Origin of the sequence: Pseudalkalibacillus salsuginis, from assembly GCF_021646685.1 — a bacterium.
In the GTDB taxonomy this organism is placed as follows: domain Bacteria; phylum Bacillota; class Bacilli; order Bacillales; family Fictibacillaceae; genus Pseudalkalibacillus; species Pseudalkalibacillus salsuginis.
Genome location: NZ_JAKJHW010000003.1, coordinates 94,343 through 113,319 on the forward strand (window position 1 = coordinate 94,343; position 18,977 = coordinate 113,319).

The window sequence follows — 18,977 nt, forward strand, 5'->3', positions numbered from 1 at the left end:
CTTTTGTATGTATCCGTCATTCTTCTTATCTTCACAAGTTCAAGGAACCTGCTGGAATTAGCACCTTTTCAACGTTGAACGCGTTGATGGTTGCTGAGGTGTCGTCGGGCCATTCCCTCTACCTCTCTGGATAAGAAATTCAATTATTTAATTTTGAAACTAAACATACATCAAATCAGAGGGAAGTTCAAGCATTTTTCTAAAATTTTATCAGAATATTTAAACTTATATATCTGATCGGAAAACTAAGTAATATGCTTTATTCCCTTAATGGAGCAGGCGGATTTATAGCTGATTCACCTGAAAGTTTACTGTTAGTTCCATGGCTGATTTTATAGAGATTCAATTCGTTAATCATAAACTTTGCTATGATTTCTCCCCAACCCACCGATTAAGTGTTAAAGTAGGTTGTAAAAGGGGATTAATCGAGGTGTCGAGTTTGTACAATGAACCTATTTTTTTGAAGCCTGTTTTTAAAGATCGTATCTGGGGTGGGACGAAGCTGCGCGAAGCTTTCAGTTATGAGATCCCGTCCGAGACTACGGGGGAGTGCTGGGGGATTTCGGCACATCCGAACGGTCCGAGTAAAGTGTTGAATGGCCCATTAGAAGGGAAAACGCTCGATCAAGTGTGGGACGAGCATGCTGAATTGTTCGGTAACCAGGAGGGCGAGGAGTTTCCATTGCTCGTTAAAATTTTGGATGCGAAAACGGATTTGTCTGTCCAGGTGCATCCAGATGATTCGTATGCGCAGAAAGTCGAAGGCGAACCTTACGGAAAAACAGAATGCTGGTACGTCATCGATTGTGAACCTGGAGCTGAACTTGTGTATGGCCACCACGCCAAGTCGAAGTCTGAGTTTGAACAGATGGTTGCTGAAAACCGTTGGGATGACTTGCTTCGTACAGTTCCGATCCAACCGGGTGATTTCGTCTATGTGCCGAATGGAACCATTCATGCGATTGGGACAGGCACGATGATCCTTGAAACGCAGCAAAGTTCAGACGTAACGTACCGTGTATATGATTACGATCGCCGCGATACGGAAGGGAACACGCGTGAACTCCATATCGAGAAATCGATTGAAGTAGCGATGATTCCCCATGAGGATGCGAAGTTTGAGCCTGTCGAGTCCACGATTGATGGCTTGAAGAAGACGAAGCTGATTCAGGAGAATTATTTTACTGTCTATCGCTGGGAATTGGACGGCCCCAGTGAACAATATGAAAATCGGGCCTACTTGCTTGTCAGTGTTTTATCAGGAGAAGGAGAAATTACGACAGATGGTGGTATCTCTCTAATCAAAAAAGGGGACCATTTTATCATTCCGTCAACCGTCAAACAGTTTTCTTTGGACGGTAACGTAGAATGTATCGTGTCACATCCAACAGTATAAGAATCAAAGTGCCGAAGCTGCCATCTTAGTTTTGGCACCTTTCATAGGAAAAGGAGTGTGTTTTGATGGTTTTTGGTTCAATTGAAGCTGGCGGGACGAAGTTTGTGTGTGGGATCGGTACCGAAAACGGAGAAATCCTTGAGAAGATCACGATTCCGACGACCACACCTGACGAAACGTTGAGCCAGGTGGTCGAATTTTTCAAAATGAAAAAGATTGAAGCTTTGGGGATCGGTTCGTTCGGCCCTGTCGATCTGAATCCTGATAGTCCTACATATGGGTTTATTACATCTACGCCAAAAAAATATTGGAACAACGCTGATATTGTCGGCCAAATGAAGAAGCATTTTAACGTACCGATTGGATTTGATACCGATGTGAATGCGGCTGCACTCGGAGAAATGGAGTGGGGGGCGGCACAAGGACTTGATAGCTGTCTCTATATGACGGTTGGGACCGGAATCGGAGTCGGTGCGATTTCGGAAGGCAGGATCATTCATGGCATGCTTCATCCCGAAATGGGGCATATTCTTGTTCGTCGCCATGAAGAGGATCCATTTGAAGGGAAGTGCCCTTACCACGGAGACTGTTTGGAGGGGCTGGCTGCTGGCCCGGCAATTGAAGCGCGATGGGGGCTTGCAGGGATTGAATTGACTGAACGAGCGGAAGTTTGGGAGCTTGAAGCGTTTTACATTGCACAGGCCATTGTGAATTACATACTCGTGTTGTCGCCGAAACGACTGGTGCTTGGCGGTGGTGTAATGAAGCAAGCCCATTTGTTCCCGCTCGTACGGGATAATGTCGTGAAGCTGTTGAATGGCTACATCCAGCATGAAAACATTTTGGAAAAGATCGATGAGTACATCGTGCCGCCAGGATTAGGCGATCATGCAGGATTATACGGTGGGATTGCGTTGGCAAAAAGGGCTTTGTGAGCAGCCACCCTTTATTTTGGCAAAATCTCGGCTTATTTTAACAAATCCGAAGGTTATTCTGACAAAACGCGAGTTTATTTTGACGAAATTCCATATTATTCTAACAAAAGGACTCAGAGCGCAAACTCATGAGTCCTTTTTCCATACTCTATTCCAGCAGCATTAAGTAAAGGATCGCTAATCCGGCGATGAGCAGGCCGCTGCTGATGGTCACCCATTTGTAGCCTCGCCTTCCCTGTTGGATGTCCATGAACCAGACAAGTTGGATGGTGGCTTGTATAACGGCTAAAATCAGCAACATGATGAGTAACCAGAGAGGAATCGTACCGATCGACATCACGAGATAAAACGCAATTCCGCTGAACGTCAACATCAGGAAGAAACCGATCCATTGGCGTACATTCAGAGAGAGTTTCAATAGATGATCCCTGCCTTTCCGATCAGATAGACGACTGTAAAGATGAAAATCCAGACAACATCAACGAAATGCCAGTATAGGCTGAATGCTTCCAGTTTCGCTTTCGTATAAGAGGTGATCCTTTCTCTTTTAAGATGGATGAGGAGAAGGACCATCCAGGTGCATCCAGCTAAAACGTGAGTACCGTGCGTGCCGACCAATATATAGAAGGAAGACATGAACGGACTTGATGTAAAGGTGTGTCCTTCTCTCACATATTTGAAAAATTCATGTGCTTCTAGACCTAAAAAGGCAGCGCCAAGAACGAATGTGGAGATCAGGAAGAAGAAGCTTTTTTTATAATGGTTTTTTTTCGCTCCTAAAAAGGATTGCGCACAGGTAAAACTGCTCGACAGCAGAAGGAACGTCGCTAGAATCGTTTGCTTCAGCTCGAATAGCTCCCCAGGGGATTCACCTGGGACCGTATGGTTGTTCAGTGTAAGGTAGACGCCGAACAAACAGCCGAAGAGAACGATTTCCGCGCCGATAAAAAACCAGAGTCCAAGGACCCTATCCGCGGTTTCTTCCTCCGTGAATTCTTTTGAAAAGACGATTTTTTCCTCTGCCATCATTCTTCTCCCCCTATCTTCTCATCAGGATGGGTTTTCGGGGTCACCATTTTCCTGCCTGAATCCTGAAAAGAATGCAGAACCATCAACCCGATGACACCAAGCAGACCGACCAGTTGGAAGTACCAAACCTCAACGATGATGCCGAATGACCCGATCAGCATGAACATGCCGATCAACATCGGTTTTGCGGTGTCGAGCGGCATTCGAATCGGGGAGAGTTCTTCTGCTGCCTCCAACCGGCCATTCTGGTATTTCTTCGCCTGCCACCAAGCATCGCTGCTATACACCTTTGGAAGCCGGGCGAAATTGTATTCAGGCGGAGGGGAGGGGATCGTCCATTCGATGGTCCTCCCATCCCATGGGTCATTTCCGACTTCACGTGGACTATGGCGATAGCTTTGATAGATGTTCCATAAAAAGATCATCATACTTCCACCCATCATGAAAGCTCCGACCGTACTGGCCAAGTTCAAACCTGTAAGCCCATCCTCAGGAAGATAGGTGAAAACCCTTCTCGGCATACCCTTCAGTCCCATGATGTGCATCGGGAAAAACGTAATATGGAATCCGATCAGGAACGTCCAGAAATGCCACTTTCCAAGCACATCATTGAGCATGAAGCCGAACAATTTCGGCCACCAGTAATACACGCCTGCAAAAATGCCGAGGATTGTCCCGCCTACGATCACATAATGGAAATGGCCGACCACGAAATAGCTGTCATGATATTGATAATCTGCGGGTACAGTCGCAAGCATGACTCCGGTGACACCGCCGATTACGAACGATGGGATGAATCCGAGCGAGAACAGCATCGGTGTATTGAACGTGATGACGCCTCCTCTGATGGTGAACAGCCAGTTGAAGATCTTGATTCCGGTCGGCACCGCAATCGACATGGTTGAAATCGCAAAAATCGCATTGGAAGTCGGACCGAGGCCAACTGTAAACATGTGATGGATCCATACCATGAAGCCGAGGAAACCGATCAGCACAAGTGCGATGACCATTGAGCTGTACCCGAACAATCGTTTTTTCGCGAATGTCGTGATCACATCGGAAAAGATGCCAAATGCGGGAAGAATCAAAATATAGACTTCCGGGTGCCCGAAAATCCAAAATAGATGCTGCCAGATCAAGGAGTTTCCTGCATCCGCTGCAAGCATGCCTGTTCCATATAACCGGTCGAACATCAACAAAAGCAATGCGACAGTAAGCGCTGGAAAGGCGAAAAGGATGAGAATCGAGGTCACCAGTGTTGCCCATGTGAACAGCGGCATCCTCATCAATTTCATCCCGGGAGTCCGTTTATTGATGATCGTGACGAGAAAATTGATCGCCGTCAGCAGTGTCCCGATTCCGGAGACTTGAAGGCCAAGACTGTAGTAATCATTGCCCGTAGCTGGTGTGAATTCATCCAGTGCAAGAGGGACATAGGACGTCCATCCGGCAGTCGGTGATCCGCCGAGAACGAAACTGATATTGATCAATGCCCCGCCAGCCAAAAACAGCCAGAAACTTAATGCATTCAGGAACGGAAATGCAAGATCCCTTGCCCCGATCTGGAGAGGGACCGCAACGTTCATCAATCCGATGATCAACGGCATCGCGACGAAAAAGATCATCGTCGTCCCATGTGTCGTCATCATCTGGTTATACTTATCACCCTGAAAGACCCAGAATTCATTTTGGGGCAGGGCCAATTGAGCTCTGATAATCAGCGCATCGAGTCCGGCCCGGAGAAAAAAGGCGAAGCCCGCTGAAAGGTAAAGGATTCCAACCTTGCTATGATGGGTCGTTTTCACATAACGCCATAAAGCCCCCCATTTTTTATAATAAGTCAGGAAAACGACTGCAGCGATTCCCATAAGGAAAATCGATAGATACCCGGCAATGATATCGGAAACAAGTCTGATTTTCTCGCCGAAGAAATAGAAGCTCATCGTTTTTCACCTTCCTTTACATTCAGGGACATCAAGTAATCGATCAAGTCTTCTTTTTCCTCTTCAGTAAAGTCCGTTTTGAAGGAAGGCATCTTGGCCCCCGGTTTGACCTTTCGCGGGTCATCGAGCCATTTTTTCAGATTGTCCCGATTGTTCGGGAGCACATTGGCAATCCGTTTCTGTGAAGCGAAATCACCGAGATGAGGGGCTGGAGATCCACTGACTTTAGGTTCTAATCCTTGTGAGCCATGACAGCTGAGGCATTGACCCTTGAAAATCTCCTCCCCCTTTGTCTCTGAATCTGTCAAACTAGTCTTGTTCGGTTGTTTCATACCGTCGACCCAGGCTTTGAATTCGGATTCTGTTTCCACTTTTACATGAAACCGCATGTAGGCATGTCCGGGTCCGCAGAGCTCGGCACACGAACCTCTGTACACACCGGTTTCATTTGGGACGAAGGATAGTTTACCTTTTCTACCAGGGGTGGCGTCCTGTTTACCACCTAATTGCGGCACCCAGAAAGAGTGGATCGTATCCTCTGAAGTCAACTCTATGATTACTTTTTTATCGACTGGGACATGGAGCGTTTCTGAAGTCGTAATCCCTTTTTCAGGATAATCAAACTCCCACCAGAATTGATGAGCGGTCACTTTGACGACCAGCGCCCCATCACTGGCTTTCGTTTCCCGGTCAAGTTTATATGTATCCAGTACAGTCGGAACCGCTAAAATGGTTAGAATCAATATCGGTATGAGGGTCCAGGTGATTTCAAGTCTCTTATCCCCTGGCTTCTGATTTTCGGTTTCCGTTTCCCAGCCCGGTCTTTTGCGATATTTTACAACAAAAACCGTGAACAGTACCGTGACAGTGATCAATACGATGGACATTAATGCGATACTGAGCTGGATCAAGGAAAGTTGGCTTTCTGCTGTGGAAGATTTAGGGTTGAGAACATCCCACTTTGCTGGGGAACAACCTGTCAATAAGAGAAGAAATAAGATGACTCCGAACTTGTTCATTTTTTCCACTTGTCATGGCCTCCCATTCATGGAACATATATGGTTCCTTCCACATATACCGATTTGATAAACGGGAGATTTGATAGATGGCGAAATTTTAGTTGGTGTCTTCAGGCTTCAAAGGCCACATGAGAACACGTCGTGATGGGCAATAGTGCACGTATAGCGGGGTATCTGTTGGAGGGAGCTTCATTTCCTCAATGTTGACTTCCGCCTCACTTACTTCCCACCTTTCATGATGAATGTCCCCTCTTAGTAATGCCTTTCCCTTTTCCGTCCATAAAACATAGCGTTCAAGAAACCAATGGGTCAGGCTTCCTTTATCTGGTAGAAAGGGTTCGGAAATAGGCTGATAGCTCCCACGGAAAATACCCGGTGTTTTTCCTTTTCGTTTACTGAAGTAGGTGATGCGCCGGTTCTCTATAGACATGGACATTTCCGCTTTAAAATAAGGTAAAGATACGGCTCTCGCACCAAGAACGACAGGAAGATGGTCCGCGTCCAGGCTGAAAAAATAAACCCCCGGAACCCCTTTGTGCTTTACATAGGTCCTTACATTCAACTCCAAATAAGAATGGAAAAAAGGGATTTTCGGTAGTCCTCGTACCCTCATATCGTTTACTGAGAATGGTATGATACCGATCCACGCTTCTCCTTCAAAAGTGTCCAGCTCTAATGGAGCAGGGAAATGCTTATTCAACAGTTCCTTTGAAACAGGAAAATGCATGAACAACAAATGGTCCCAGCGTTGCGTAAGCCTCCATTCATGGTTTGGGAGAGGCGCCGTCCGATGATCCGTTTTTTGAAGCAGTCCTTCTGCAAAGTCGACCATGTTTATCATCCCTTTCAATTTTTTTACACGCTATTGTTTTGTCTATCCATGAGTCGATCATGCTAAACCTTGCCCTATTAATATAAAATGAGGCTGTTCAATTAAGCGAAATTCACGACACTCCAGCGAAGTTTTCCTCATCAGTCTTCCAGTGACCTACGTGACTAAACGGGTCGCTTCCTCTTTTCTTCAACCCGTGGAAAGGGAGTGAGTTTCCCAGATAGGAGCAATTAAAAATAAAAGGGTTAAAAATCAAGTTTAATGGATTTAAATCCTAGGAATTAGTATAACCAAATTGCATAGAGGGGTGATGAACATGGTAAACGATAAAAAGAATAAAGATTCGAAAGAGCAAAGACAGAAGGAGAAGGACAGTGACCGTGATATCGAGCCTCAAAGAGAGGTGGAAGATGAGAAGAAAAATAAAGACAGCGAAAAGAACCCGGATGACTTTGAATAAGTAGGTTACGAGGAAGGAGTGGAGGAAATGAGAGAAACAGATGATTATTTCAAAAGCACATATGAAGAGTCTCGTAATGTATTCAGGGAACATCTGGATAAGATTAAAAAGAAATGGCCGAGAGCTGGGTTATCAAACGAACCAATCGGCAAGGAAAAGGACAATACGATCGATATGATTTATTCTGAAGCACGGGCGTCCAATGATCAGGTCGTCTTTCTTTCTTCAGGTTTGCACGGAATTGAAGGCTATGCTGGAGCGGCGATGCTTCATTTATTTGTCGACGAGTACCTTGATCAGATAGACCCTGAAACGACTGGCATCTGCCTCATCCACGTATTGAACCCATGGGGCATGAGAAATGCTCGCCGGGTAACCGAAAATAACATTGATTTGAACCGGAATTTCTTTTATGACACGGTTCCTGAAGATATGAATGAAAAGTTTGCAAAAGAAAGCGATCTTTTTCTTCCGAACGGAAAAATCAAGGATGTAAAGAAGGAAAAGAAAGACTTATATGCCCAACTCACGAAAGGAATGGTAAAGGAAGGCTATAGCGGGGTCAAACGTGCCAAAAGCATGGGGCAGTTCGAGTTTGAGAAGGGTGTCTATTATGGAGGAAAGGCTGAGGAGCCATCAACGACCTTCCTGAAAAAGGTACAGAAGTACTTATTATCCACTTATAAGAAAATCATCCATATGGATTGGCATACCGCACTCGGTCCGATGAATGAACTAACCATTGTAAATTCCACGTTCGACTCCCGCAGTGAAGAAGAATTGAAGTCTTTTTATAATCTGAAAAACATCCAAAAATCCTCACCGAAAGATGTAAAAGGGGATGCGACCAACTATTTCAATCAGTTGAAAGAGGAGGAATTTCCGGACAGGTATCTCTTTTCCGCCCTATTTGAATTCGGCACCTTTGGCACAAGCAAGAAAGCGGAGCTTCGCGAATTAACAACCATCGTTTTAGAAAACCAATTGTATTGGGAAGGAGCAGAGAAAGAAGAAGACCGTGAATGGGTCCTAGAGGAAACCCACAATATGTTCTACCCGCCTAAACAGGAATGGCGAGAATCGGTCATCAAAGAAGGGCGGTCAGGGATTGAGAATGTGCTAGGCAGAGAAGGGATTCTAAAAAGGGAAGCTAAAGTCTGAATATGGAGTGGTCAGTTTGAAGCAAATTCCGAACAAAACGCGATCCCTGTGGAGGGATGTTCAACCAGATGCCTTTCCTCCGGTTGCTGAAGATCTGGAGACATACCGGGGATCTCGTCGATACGACCTTTACCTAACAAAACCATTGAAAATGTTATATTGATATAATGTTTTAAGGTGCTCTGACCTGGGAATATTTAGTACAAGTCCTTGTTCTCAGGGGTTGGAAATAAATTGCAAGGGAGGGATGAAATCATGGTCCATGTAAAAGCTCTGGCAATCAAAGGGGCGATGACACTTCCAATTTTGTATCTGATCCTCGGTTTAGGATACGGGATTTCCTTCATCAACGTGGTGATTTTAACAGTTATCCTGGGAGCAGTTTCCTATATCCTTGGAGATCTCTATGTCCTGCCAAAAACGACTAACATGAAAGCAACGATGGCCGATTTAGGTCTCACATTCGTGGTTGTATGGGTCGTCGGGATCATGATTACAGGTTTGCAAACAGGGACGATGGCAGGCGCAGCGGCAATTACAGCAGCTGTCATCGCAACAGGAGAACATTTTTTCCATTTCTATATTTTAAGAAAAGAGCTTGGTCTTACGAAACATTTGAAAGCTTCGCACACCCACTAAACCCTTGATATGATGCTGTTTTTAAAGACGGGTGGAAAGGAGGAAGCTGCCGATGTTCAAGATTATTCCTAGCCGTGATGAATCTACGGTTGCGTTGGAAATCGAAGGTGAAGCGAAGGAAGAAGATGCTAGTAAGCTTGATCAATATGTACAGGCGAATTTCAGGGAAAATGAATCGTTCAATATGCTTGTGATTTTTCATGATTTTGACAGCGCCACCTTCAAAGGTCTCGTCAAAGGGATGAAATTTGATACAAAGCGCTGGAATCAATTTAATAAATTTGCGATTCTCAGTGACAAAAAGGCGATGGAAACATTCACGAAAATGGGAGATCATCTTCCAGGTGTCACGGCAAAACACTTTAAGAAAAACGAGCAGGATCAAGCATGGAACTGGCTTAAAAAAGCAAGTTGACATGGAAAAGAAAGATGCAAATATAACAAAAAGTTAAACGGGAAAATTATAATAAAAGAACGTTTAGAATTTTGTACACGTGGAAATGTGCTTATAACTTCAACAAAAGGAGGAATTAAAAATGGCACAAGACAAAAACAAAAACAAAATGAGTTATGAGGAAGCAGGACAAAAGGGCGGAGAAAAAACAGCCAAAGAACATGACAAGGAATTCTATCAAGAAATCGGTCAAAAAGGCGGAGAAAAAACAGCCCAAGAACATGATAAGGATTTCTATCAGGACATCGGTCAAAAAGGCGGAGAAACCACTTCTCAAGAGCATGGTAAAGAATTCTATCAAGACATCGGACAAAAAGGTGGAGAAACTACTTCTCAGGAGAAGGATAAGGAGTTCTATCAGGAGATCGGTGAAAAAGGTGGAAAACGAAGCAGCAGAGGCAATAACAGCAACAATAACCGTTAATGGACAAGCCTCCTGAACCGCTTCGTCAAAATAAAACGTATTGAACAAGGATGCCAGCCCCACTGGCGTCCTTGTTTTTGATTGTAAGGGATGAGTTTTCATATGTCCACCCCTACAATAGATGCCCTGCGCCCACTTATCCAGCTTAGCCCCCTCAGACTGCTTTTCCTAGAAATTTCGGCCATAATCCTAGAAATTTTGAGCATAATCCTAGAAATATCGGCTATAATCCTAGAAAATTCGCAGATAATCCTAGAAAACCTCTCTTTTTTCTAGAAACATCCTAGAAGTGGAAAACTAAGCTATGAATGATATACAGTTGAGTAGAGTAAGGTCTAAGGATGTGTACCATAATGTCAGAAGTCATTCACGATAATGGACGAAAGATACACCCGATCATCGTTCCGACTCGTTCAGATTTGGGCTCCTTCAACTTTTACCTGGTGGAAGAAGAGGGGAGTGTGTCGCTGATTGATGCGGGTATAAACTCAGCAAAATGCTGGGACTTTTTCACCGAATCACTGGGCTGTAAGGGGTTGTCACTTAAGGACTTGGATCGCATCATCATTACCCACAATCATGAGGATCATGTCGGTTTGGTCGATCGCATTGTTTCGAAGCACGATATTCCAGTGTATGTTCCGGAAAATTCAATCCACCGCTTGAAAAGAGACAAGGACTTTTTCCGAATGAGGACCGAGTTCTTTTCTCAGTTATACCGGGAGATGGGATGCGGAGAAGCTGGGGAGAAACAGGTTGAAAAGCTAAAAGAAGCATTAGAAGACCATGATAAAAAGAAAGTTCAAGCTGATCTCACGCAGATCGAGAGTGATCCGATCAACGGATTAAAACCGATCCAGACTCCGGGCCATTCGCCAGACCATCTTGTTTTCTTGGATGAGAAGAGGGGATGGCTGTTTAGCGGGGATCTCCTCATCAGACATATGTCGAGCAATGCACTTGTAGAGCCTGATCATGAAGGGAATCGCCTCCCAACTTTGTTGCAACAGGAACAATCCTTGGAGAAATGTAGCTCCTTTGACATTCAGATTGCTTTTTCAGGACACGGTGTCACGATCGAAAACCCTCAAAATCTGATTGAGGTGAGACTTAGCGGTATAAAAAAGAAAGCGGAGAAGGTACTGAACTATGTTAATAATGGTACCGATACAGCGAGCAAACTCGGAAAAACCATGTATAAGGGAAAATATGAAAGTCAGTTTTCACTTGTTATGTCTGAAGTAATTGGTCATCTCGATTATTTAGAAATCCATAAGAAAGTCGAAAAGGAAATGAACAATGGGGTTTGGCATTACAAGGCGCTTTGACCAAAAACTAAGGTTCCATGAAGGTGTTATGAGACCCTGAAAAAGTGGAAAACCGATTTTGAGGTACTCATGAAGAGGTTATGAGACCCTGAAAAAGTGGAAAACCGATTTTGAGGTAATCATGAAGAGGTTATGAGACCCTGAAAAAGCGGAAAACCGATTTTGAGGTACTCATGAAGGGGTTATGAGACCCTGAAAAAGTGGGAAACCGATTTTGAGGTACTCATGAAGGGGTTATGAGACCTTGATAAAGTGGAAAACCAATTTTGAGGTACTCATGAAGGTGTTATGAGACCCTGAAAAAGTGGAAAACTGATTTTGAGGTACTTATGAAGGGGTTATGAGTGGATAACGATTTTAAAAACGTTAAGCAGAAGGGTTTATTTCCATCTGCTTAAAACGAAAGGATAGATGCTCATCCATCTATCCTTTCAACTTTCTTTATATGTGTATTACCAAAGTGGCGCTCTAGGATTGTCTTTCACAGACCATCCTTCATATAATCCGATATCATCAAATGCTTGAAGGAATGCTTCATGTTCTTCACTTCCATCTCCGTACAGGTCGATGGCGGATTGGAGGACCGCCTCGCGGAACTCAGCAAATGAAGCATCATAATGCAGGTAGTCGTATGCCCGATACCATGTATCTGCGACAACCTCTCTACCCATTCCGTACTCTTCTGCTACTAGATATGCGGAATGCTGAAGGATCGTACAGTTGATATGAACACCGCCATTATCCATATTGGCAGGCAAATAATAGTATTCATCCATATGTGCTGGATAACGGCCCTCGCCATCTATACTATATCTCCAATATTGAGAACCGACAGGAAACTTGCCAGGATCTTCACTGCTACGAAGGGCTGTCCTTCCATTGGCGATCCAATCAGAACCCATGATATCTTCCCCAACATCCCAGCTTCGACCATCAACGATACTCGCAAACGTATCTGAATAGGCTTCATTGATCGCTCCTGTTTCAAAACGATATCTTAATCCACCGTTATAATGGGTAATCCCATGGGTCATTTCGTGGGCAGTCACATCCAAAGCCGCTAAAGGGATGAACTGTTTGCCGTCACCGTCTCCATACGTCATCATCGCAATGCCGTTGCTCCAAAATGCATTATTATATTCTTTTCCATAATGGACACGGGAACGGATTGCCATCCCGTTTCCATCTAATGAGTTCCGGCCATGATTATTCAAGAAGTAGTCATACACGATTTTTGAATTGGAATGGGCATCGACGGCTGGCCCTTGCCCTACCACTTCCCATGAACTACTGTCACCTGTATACTCAACATCTTTCCAAGATGCATCATTGTCCGTATATAACCAAGTCTGATTCGGAGTGTTTTTCATGTTATAAGTATATATCCCTGCCATATCAGAGTTTGTTTCATCTGCTAAGTAAAATGTAGACCCTTCACCACTTCCAGGAATGTTCCCGTGGGAAATGACGATCTGTTTTGTGACACCTGTTGTACCAAGCCCTGATCCATTTGCTGGTTTAAACCGGCTTGCTCGTTCTATCGCTTTTGGATTAGGACCATGATTGGATTTCTCACCAGTGTCTTCGGCAGTAAAATCCAATACGTCACTGAAAAACCCGAAACCTGTCATCGCATCATACTTTTCAATCACTTCACCGGTATTCGCATCTACATACACATACCAGTTACCTTGGCGATCACCAATGAATTCAAGGTTGATTCTATAAGCGAGGTGGTAATCCTCCCCGTAAGGATAAATGATTAACTCTGATTCTTCGAAATCAACATAATCAGGGGCATCTACCGCAGATTTAGCAGTAGTCAAGGCAGTGTTTTCTTGTACATCCGGTGTTGTATCCAGCTCGATATCTTCAATTGTAGGATTGAAATTCCCGTTTACAGCTGTTATCTCATTCTTTTCATTAAAGTGGATATTCAATTCATTACGGTCGACCGGAACCCCGTTTTTCATTTGTTGGAGCCGAACATGTGTCATACCCAATTGATCTTGTTTCGTTTTGACTTCACTAAGATTATTAATTGGATCTTTCATTTTGAAAAATTGTTTATGCTTGTTCAGAAACTTCTTCGCATTCTGTGCATCCGCTTTTGTAAGTTTCTCTGATAAGATGCCTGAAACAAAGGAGGGTTGTCCTTTCTGGTCTTTGTCCTTCACTACATGTACCTGACCGTGGTTCATCCGTTTGAACGTTTGTAAAGAGTCGCCTTCAGCAAAAGATGCTCCCCCTGGAATGAACAGGCTTCCCGCCATCAACAATACTGCAAGTAAAACCAAAGCAAATTTCTTCATTTGATCCCTTCCTTCTATCATATTTCGGTGGTTGAAAATGTCGGCACTCGAAGTTTTAAATTTCCAACTGAATTCCAGTGTATTCCAAAATAATCCGATAATCAACAGAATATTCTGTCAACTATTGTCAGGTAGAAGTACAGGATAAATGGATATAAATTCCTGTATTGAAGCATTTTCACCCATGGATATGAACACAAAATCCTAGTCATGGATTCATCTACATAATTTACAATCCATCCCTATAGTAAGGAGTAAGGTTGAAAAATGTCGTATGTGATCGTACTTGTAGGTAAAATAGTACAAATGGAGTAGAACTGTAATTTGAAATTATCTGGAACGTTCCCAGGCATTTATGGAAAGCGTTCCATATTTATGCGCTGATCAGCGGAGGGCAGACTGTCGAAAAAAGAAAACGGACTATAGTCGTTCTCCGCACGAAGTCTGTCCTTTGATGGTTGAAGGATTTTGCCTTATCTCCTCACATTCACAAACAAATTAGGGTTTTATCACTTTTCCGGGTTGAAAAACTCCGAATTTTTTAAAAATTTTGATATAATCGAGAATATAATTTTAGCAAGGTTATCCTACAAGATCAAAAAACATACGAAGGAGTGAGGTTGGAATGGATGGAAAGAACAGTATGAAAAGGGTGCTTTCCAAGGTTGATGTACTTGTACTTGCAATTGGTGCGATGCTTGGATGGGGCTGGGTCGTCCTATCAGGCACATGGATCACTTCAGCAGGATCAATGGGTGCAGTGCTTGCTTTCGCCATCGGCGGCCTGTTGGTCATTTTTGTCGGATTGACGTATTCAGAACTGGCGTCTGCCATGCCGGAAGTCGGTGGGGAACATGCCTATGTACACAGGGCGCTTGGAAAAAAAGCATCGTTTATAGCCTCCTGGGCAATCACATTGGGGTATGTCTCTGTCGTCACATTCGAAGCTGTCGCTCTCCCTACGGTTGTGGATTACATTCTGCCAGATTATCAAGCGGTCTATTTATGGACGATTGCTGGCTGGGATGTATACCTGACATGGGTTTTGATCGGCATGGGAGGATCGATTTTCATTACACTCATCAATTACTTCGGTGTTAAACCAGCTGTATTTGTGCAATTGGTCTTGACAATCCTTATCGTTTTGATCGGAATCATGTTGATTTTCGGTTCAGCAATCAACGGTAGTGCCGCAAACCTTGACCCTTATTTTCTTGGGGGCGCAGGCGGCGTCATGGCCGTCCTTATCATGGTCCCATTTTTATTTGTCGGATTCGATGTCATACCTCAAGTTGCTGAAGAAGTGAACCTTCCCTTCAAACAGATCGGAAAGGTCCTCATCTTTTCCGTCGGATGTGCCGTGGTATTTTACATGCTGATTGCTTTAGGTGTCGGGTTGGTGCTTGATCAGGCAGCCCTGGCGAACACGGAGCTTGCAACTGCAGATGCAATGGCTGCCGCTTTCGGGTCACAAACCTTCGGAAACGTCCTGATACTAGGAGGAGTAGCGGGGATCATCACGAGCTGGAATGCCTTCATCATCGGTGGAAGCCGTGTGGTTTTTGCGATGGCCAAGTCTGGGATGCTGCCCCAATGGTTCGGCTACCTGCATCCAAAATACAAGACACCATCCAATGCCATTCTTGCAATCGGCGGTTTGGCAGTTCTTGCTCCATTGTTAGGTCGTCCAGCGCTTGTATGGATCGTTGATGCAGGCGGTCTTGGCATCGTGATCGCTTACTTCATGGTAGCGCTCTCATTCCTTGTTTTGCGCAAAAAAGAACCCGCAATGGAAAGACCGTTCAGAGCAGGGAAGGGGACCGCTGTTGGCTGGATTGCACTCGTGTTGAGCCTCGGTTTCATCAGCCTTTACATGCCGGGAATGCCAGCAGCACTCGTATGGCCAGCCGAATGGATCATGGTAGGCATCTGGTTCTTGATCGGTGCCTACTACTTCTCTCAAATGAACAAAGGGAACTACATTACAAAAGTACAGCCGGAAGAGAAGGTAGATATGAATATATAAAAGCTTCTATAACCATTGCAGCGCGCCACTTTACTATGGTGCGCTGTTTTGGAAAGATTTCCAAGAAGGTTAATGATAGATGTAAATCGAATGTCGGGATAAATCAGTACCAAAGTGGGTGGGGGAGTAATGGCTTCTAACTTATTTAATAATTGCAATTAATAAGCTTCATAAAATCACAAAAAGAAATTAGTAAAAGCTGCTAAGGAATTAATCTGAGTATCGGATAAACCGAACCACCACATTTATACGCCTATCCTATTTGTGATTCAGGAAGGAGATTCAGCAACAGGTAGGGAAGATATCAATACATATAATTAACAGAATATTGTGTTATCGAGGAGGTTTTCAGATGTCGCAATCGAATCCTGGATTGAATCCGAATGTACCGATCCAGTCACGTGGTTCGGCTGTTGGGAAGTTCGTTTTTTTCAGTGCAATCGGGATATTCATGTTCTTCATCCCGATCACCGTCAATGAGAAATCTTCTATACCGCTCGATCATCTCGTCACCTGGTTTCTGACAACTTTTCCCGTCCTTGTACCTTATTACGCCTTGCTCGTCATCCTACTAGGCGCTGCATATCCTTTTTATTCAAGAACATGGCGGAAGGACAATGTCACGCTTGCCTTTTCCGTGTTGAAGGTGCTTGGCTTATTCACTTCGCTTCTGATTATCTTCAAAATCGGGCCAGCATGGATGATGGCTCCTAACATGGGCCCGTTCCTGTTTGAAAAGCTTGTCATTCCAGTCGGGGTGCTGGTACCGATTGGGGCGGTATTCCTAGCCTTGCTTGTCGGTTATGGATTGCTTGAGTTCATTGGCGTGATCGTACAGCCGATCATGCGACCAATCTGGAAGACACCAGGTCGTTCAGCGATTGATGCAGTCGCTTCATTTGTCGGAAGCTATTCGATCGGTCTGCTTATCACGAACCGTGTTTTTAAGGAAGGGAAGTATACTGTAAAAGAAGCGGCCATCATCGCCACAGGATTTTCGACTGTTTCTGCTACATTCATGATTGTCGTTGCCAATACCCTTAACCTGATGGAAATATGGAACACTTACTTTTGGGTGACCTTACTCGTTACGTTTCTAGTTACGGCGATCACCGTCCGTATCTATCCGCTAAAAAGCATGAGTGACGGCTATTATCAAGGTAGGGAAGGTACGCCGGAAACGAAACCAACCGGAAATAGGATAAAAGGTGCGTGGAACCAGGCGATGGATGCAGCGAACAGTTCTCCTTCTTTCGGGAAAAATATCTGGGATAACCTGAAGGATGGATTCATCATGACGATGGCAATCCTGCCGTCAATCATGTCCGTGGGGCTTCTCGGCCTTATGCTCGCTGAATTCACCCCGTTTTTCGATATTCTAGGTTACGTTTTCTATCCTTTCACAGCACTATTGCAGGTCCCTGAGCCTTTACTTGCCGCAAAAGCAGCGGCCATCGAGATTGCTGAAATGTTCTTGCCGGCATTGTTGGTCGTTGATGCACCATTGATCACTCGCTTTGTCATCGGGGTTTTATCCGTATCTGCCATCATGTTTTTCTCAGCACTGATTCCTTGTATTCTGTCGACTGAAATCCCGATCAGCATATGGAAAATGCTCCTCGTTTGGATTGAACGTACAATTTTGACACTCGTCATCGTAACTCCAATCGCTTTTTTGATACTTTGATAAAATGGTAAAAGGGAGAGGATCTAGTGGAGAAGTTTGCTATACTTCGCACCCCTCATGAAATTTATTATGGACGCGGTGCTCTTGATAATATTGGAATGGAAGCTGTAACAAGAGGGAATAAGGCACTCATCGTCAGTGATAAGGTGATGGCTGGACTTGGCTATGTCTCACAATGTCAGGATCATTTGAAAAAAGAGGGGATCGATAGCAAGGTGTATCCAGGTATTGAATCTGAGCCGACAGACCGGTATGTAAGTGAAGCCTTACAACTGTTAAAAGGTAAACAATGCGATCTCGTCGTCTCAATCGGTGGAGGAAGCTGTATTGACACGGCGAAAGCGATTGCGGTCCTGGCGAACAACGAAGGTTACATTGGCGATTATCGACCCGGCCGTAAAAAAGTGAAAAACAAACCGCTGCCGCATATCGCGATCCCTACGACTGGCGGGACAGGCTCGGAAGCAACCGATGTGACGGTGATTACGAATACGACAGATGATATCAAAATGATGATCAAACAACCTCCGTTCATGCCAGAGGTGGCGATTGTCGACCCGATGTTGACCGTTTCTTCACCGCAAACGATAACAGCTGCTACTGGTGTCGATGCACTTAGCCATGCCATCGAGGCGTACCTCTCCAAGCGTTCTCATCCGATGACGGATACGTTCGCCTTATCTGCCATGAAACTGATTGTGAAGAATCTTTTGACCGCTTATAAAAATGGTGAAAACATCGATGCACGTGAAGCGATGTCGTTAGGTGCCCTGCAAGCAGGGATCGCCTTTACCAATGCGTCTGTCTGTCTCGTCCATGGCATGTCGAGGCCGATTGGGGCACTCTTCCATGTGCCGCACGGTTATTCGAATGCGATGCTCCTGCCTGCGGTCCTTGAGTTCAGCAAGGAAGCGTGCATTGATCGATTGGCGGATTTGGGACGGATTTTCAAGCCTGATCAATCGCTGCCGAATGAGGAAGCAGCTGATATTGCCGTTGAATCGGTTAAAGAACTATGCTCGAAATTGAATATCCCGAATTTAAAGGATTGGGGAATTGAAAAAAGCGCCTTTGATCAAGTAATCGGAAAAATGGCAGCCGATGCGATCGACAGCGGCAGCCCGGCCAATAATCCCAGGGTTCCGGGCCAAAAAGAGCTAGAGGAACTCTACCAAATCTGTTTTGATTACCAATTTAAAAGGAAAGCAGAGGTAAAGTAATTAGAAGAAACACGCTCGTTGATTCGAGGGTGTTTTTGTTTGAGTTAAAATATTCCGGTAAAAAATTCTGAATTTTCTATTGAAAATCGCTTACATTTGTTTTATACTTCAA

Annotated in this window: 17 protein-coding genes and 1 riboswitch; of the genes, 11 read left to right on the forward strand and 6 right to left on the reverse strand. The window is 44.5% G+C overall.

What is annotated here, in order from left to right; all coding sequences use genetic code 11:
• Nucleotides 1-22: 22 nt before the first annotated feature.
• Nucleotides 23-137, reverse strand: a riboswitch (SAM riboswitch).
• Between the two features lie 302 nt (nucleotides 138-439).
• A complete protein-coding gene (gene manA / locus L1611_RS09915) occupies nucleotides 440-1,396 on the forward strand; it encodes a mannose-6-phosphate isomerase, class I (RefSeq protein WP_236313278.1) in 957 nt (318 codons plus the stop codon).
• 65 nt (nucleotides 1,397-1,461) lie between these two features.
• Nucleotides 1,462-2,331 (forward strand): ROK family protein, encoded by an 870-nt coding sequence (locus tag L1611_RS09920; protein ID WP_236312940.1) that lies wholly within the window; start codon nucleotides 1,462-1,464, stop codon nucleotides 2,329-2,331.
• Between the two features lie 148 nt (nucleotides 2,332-2,479).
• Here the strand turns inward: L1611_RS09920 and L1611_RS09925 are convergent, their stop codons facing one another.
• From L1611_RS09925 to L1611_RS09945, 5 genes are all read right to left on the reverse strand, one after another.
• Nucleotides 2,480-2,749, reverse strand: a complete 270-nt coding sequence (locus tag L1611_RS09925; protein WP_236312941.1) for a cytochrome C oxidase subunit IV family protein — start codon at nucleotides 2,747-2,749, stop codon at nucleotides 2,480-2,482.
• On the reverse strand, nucleotides 2,746-3,357 hold the full coding sequence (locus tag L1611_RS09930) for a cytochrome c oxidase subunit 3 (protein ID WP_236312942.1): 612 nt from the start codon (nucleotides 3,355-3,357) through the stop codon (nucleotides 2,746-2,748). The genes L1611_RS09925 and L1611_RS09930 overlap by 4 nt, the downstream gene beginning before the upstream one ends.
• Entirely contained in the window at nucleotides 3,357-5,303 is a 1,947-nt protein-coding gene (locus tag L1611_RS09935) for a cytochrome c oxidase subunit I (RefSeq protein ID WP_407681718.1), read from the reverse strand. The genes L1611_RS09930 and L1611_RS09935 overlap by 1 nt, the downstream gene beginning before the upstream one ends.
• Nucleotides 5,300-6,322 carry a cytochrome c oxidase subunit II gene (gene coxB / locus L1611_RS09940; protein WP_236313280.1) on the reverse strand — a complete coding sequence of 341 codons (1,023 nt, stop codon included), beginning with the start codon at nucleotides 6,320-6,322 and terminating at the stop codon, nucleotides 5,300-5,302. Before coxB ends, L1611_RS09935 begins: the two co-directional genes overlap by 4 nt.
• Nucleotides 6,323-6,419: 97 nt before the next feature.
• Nucleotides 6,420-7,154, reverse strand: a complete 735-nt coding sequence (locus tag L1611_RS09945; RefSeq protein WP_236312943.1) for a YqjF family protein — start codon at nucleotides 7,152-7,154, stop codon at nucleotides 6,420-6,422.
• Nucleotides 7,155-7,470: 316 nt separating this feature from the next.
• Between L1611_RS09945 and L1611_RS09950 the strand changes: the two genes are divergently transcribed.
• The 6 genes from L1611_RS09950 (at nucleotide 7,471) to L1611_RS09975 (ending at nucleotide 11,620) form a co-directional block, all read left to right on the forward strand.
• Nucleotides 7,471-7,614, forward strand: coding sequence for a hypothetical protein (locus tag L1611_RS09950; protein ID WP_236312944.1), 144 nt, complete (start codon nucleotides 7,471-7,473; stop codon nucleotides 7,612-7,614).
• Between the two features lie 27 nt (nucleotides 7,615-7,641).
• Nucleotides 7,642-8,775, forward strand: a complete 1,134-nt coding sequence (locus L1611_RS09955; RefSeq protein WP_236312945.1) for a M14 family metallopeptidase — start codon at nucleotides 7,642-7,644, stop codon at nucleotides 8,773-8,775.
• Nucleotides 8,776-9,030: 255 nt separating this feature from the next.
• Nucleotides 9,031-9,414 carry a DUF2512 family protein gene (locus L1611_RS09960; RefSeq protein WP_236312946.1) on the forward strand — a complete coding sequence of 128 codons (384 nt, stop codon included), beginning with the start codon at nucleotides 9,031-9,033 and terminating at the stop codon, nucleotides 9,412-9,414.
• Between the two features lie 52 nt (nucleotides 9,415-9,466).
• Nucleotides 9,467-9,829 carry a SpoIIAA family protein gene (locus L1611_RS09965; protein ID WP_236312947.1) on the forward strand — a complete coding sequence of 121 codons (363 nt, stop codon included), beginning with the start codon at nucleotides 9,467-9,469 and terminating at the stop codon, nucleotides 9,827-9,829.
• Between the two features lie 121 nt (nucleotides 9,830-9,950).
• Complete coding sequence (locus tag L1611_RS09970) at nucleotides 9,951-10,292, forward strand: KGG domain-containing protein (protein WP_236312948.1); 342 nt, start codon at nucleotides 9,951-9,953, stop codon at nucleotides 10,290-10,292.
• A gap of 353 nt (nucleotides 10,293-10,645) precedes the next feature.
• Nucleotides 10,646-11,620, forward strand: a complete 975-nt coding sequence (locus tag L1611_RS09975; RefSeq protein ID WP_236312949.1) for an MBL fold metallo-hydrolase — start codon at nucleotides 10,646-10,648, stop codon at nucleotides 11,618-11,620.
• A 452-nt stretch (nucleotides 11,621-12,072) separates the two neighbouring features.
• Here the strand turns inward: L1611_RS09975 and L1611_RS09980 are convergent, their stop codons facing one another.
• Nucleotides 12,073-13,932 (reverse strand): M4 family metallopeptidase, encoded by a 1,860-nt coding sequence (locus L1611_RS09980; protein WP_236312950.1) that lies wholly within the window; start codon nucleotides 13,930-13,932, stop codon nucleotides 12,073-12,075.
• A gap of 625 nt (nucleotides 13,933-14,557) precedes the next feature.
• Here L1611_RS09980 and L1611_RS09985 point away from each other — a divergent pair.
• The 3 genes from L1611_RS09985 to L1611_RS09995 all read left to right on the forward strand — a co-directional run bounded on the left by L1611_RS09985 (nucleotide 14,558) and on the right by L1611_RS09995 (nucleotide 18,865).
• Complete coding sequence (locus L1611_RS09985; RefSeq protein WP_236312951.1) at nucleotides 14,558-15,958, forward strand: APC family permease; 1,401 nt, start codon at nucleotides 14,558-14,560, stop codon at nucleotides 15,956-15,958.
• 352 nt (nucleotides 15,959-16,310) lie between these two features.
• Nucleotides 16,311-17,645, forward strand: a complete 1,335-nt coding sequence (locus tag L1611_RS09990; protein ID WP_236312952.1) for a YjiH family protein — start codon at nucleotides 16,311-16,313, stop codon at nucleotides 17,643-17,645.
• Nucleotides 17,646-17,671: 26 nt separating this feature from the next.
• On the forward strand, nucleotides 17,672-18,865 hold the full coding sequence (locus L1611_RS09995) for an iron-containing alcohol dehydrogenase (RefSeq protein WP_236312953.1): 1,194 nt from the start codon (nucleotides 17,672-17,674) through the stop codon (nucleotides 18,863-18,865).
• Nucleotides 18,866-18,977: the final 112 nt, after the last annotated feature.

Excerpts from the sequence above, each read along its gene's own strand:
- L1611_RS09920 (WP_236312940.1), top strand. The coding sequence starts at position 1,462 with ATGGTTTTTGGTTCAATTGAAGCTGGCGGGACGAAGTTTGTGTGTGGG.
- L1611_RS09930 (WP_236312942.1), bottom strand. The coding sequence starts at position 3,357 with ATGGCAGAGGAAAAAATCGTCTTTTCAAAAGAATTCACGGAGGAAGAA.
- L1611_RS09935 (WP_407681718.1), bottom strand. The coding sequence starts at position 5,303 with ATGAGCTTCTATTTCTTCGGCGAGAAAATCAGACTTGTTTCCGATATC.
- coxB (WP_236313280.1), bottom strand. The coding sequence starts at position 6,322 with ATGAACAAGTTCGGAGTCATCTTATTTCTTCTCTTATTGACAGGTTGT.
- L1611_RS09945 (WP_236312943.1), bottom strand. The coding sequence starts at position 7,154 with ATGGTCGACTTTGCAGAAGGACTGCTTCAAAAAACGGATCATCGGACG.
- L1611_RS09950 (WP_236312944.1), top strand. The coding sequence starts at position 7,471 with ATGGTAAACGATAAAAAGAATAAAGATTCGAAAGAGCAAAGACAGAAG.
- L1611_RS09955 (WP_236312945.1), top strand. The coding sequence starts at position 7,642 with ATGAGAGAAACAGATGATTATTTCAAAAGCACATATGAAGAGTCTCGT.
- L1611_RS09960 (WP_236312946.1), top strand. The coding sequence starts at position 9,031 with ATGGTCCATGTAAAAGCTCTGGCAATCAAAGGGGCGATGACACTTCCA.
- L1611_RS09965 (WP_236312947.1), top strand. The coding sequence starts at position 9,467 with ATGTTCAAGATTATTCCTAGCCGTGATGAATCTACGGTTGCGTTGGAA.
- L1611_RS09970 (WP_236312948.1), top strand. The coding sequence starts at position 9,951 with ATGGCACAAGACAAAAACAAAAACAAAATGAGTTATGAGGAAGCAGGA.
- L1611_RS09975 (WP_236312949.1), top strand. The coding sequence starts at position 10,646 with ATGTCAGAAGTCATTCACGATAATGGACGAAAGATACACCCGATCATC.
- L1611_RS09980 (WP_236312950.1), bottom strand. The coding sequence starts at position 13,932 with ATGAAGAAATTTGCTTTGGTTTTACTTGCAGTATTGTTGATGGCGGGA.
- L1611_RS09985 (WP_236312951.1), top strand. The coding sequence starts at position 14,558 with ATGGATGGAAAGAACAGTATGAAAAGGGTGCTTTCCAAGGTTGATGTA.
- L1611_RS09990 (WP_236312952.1), top strand. The coding sequence starts at position 16,311 with ATGTCGCAATCGAATCCTGGATTGAATCCGAATGTACCGATCCAGTCA.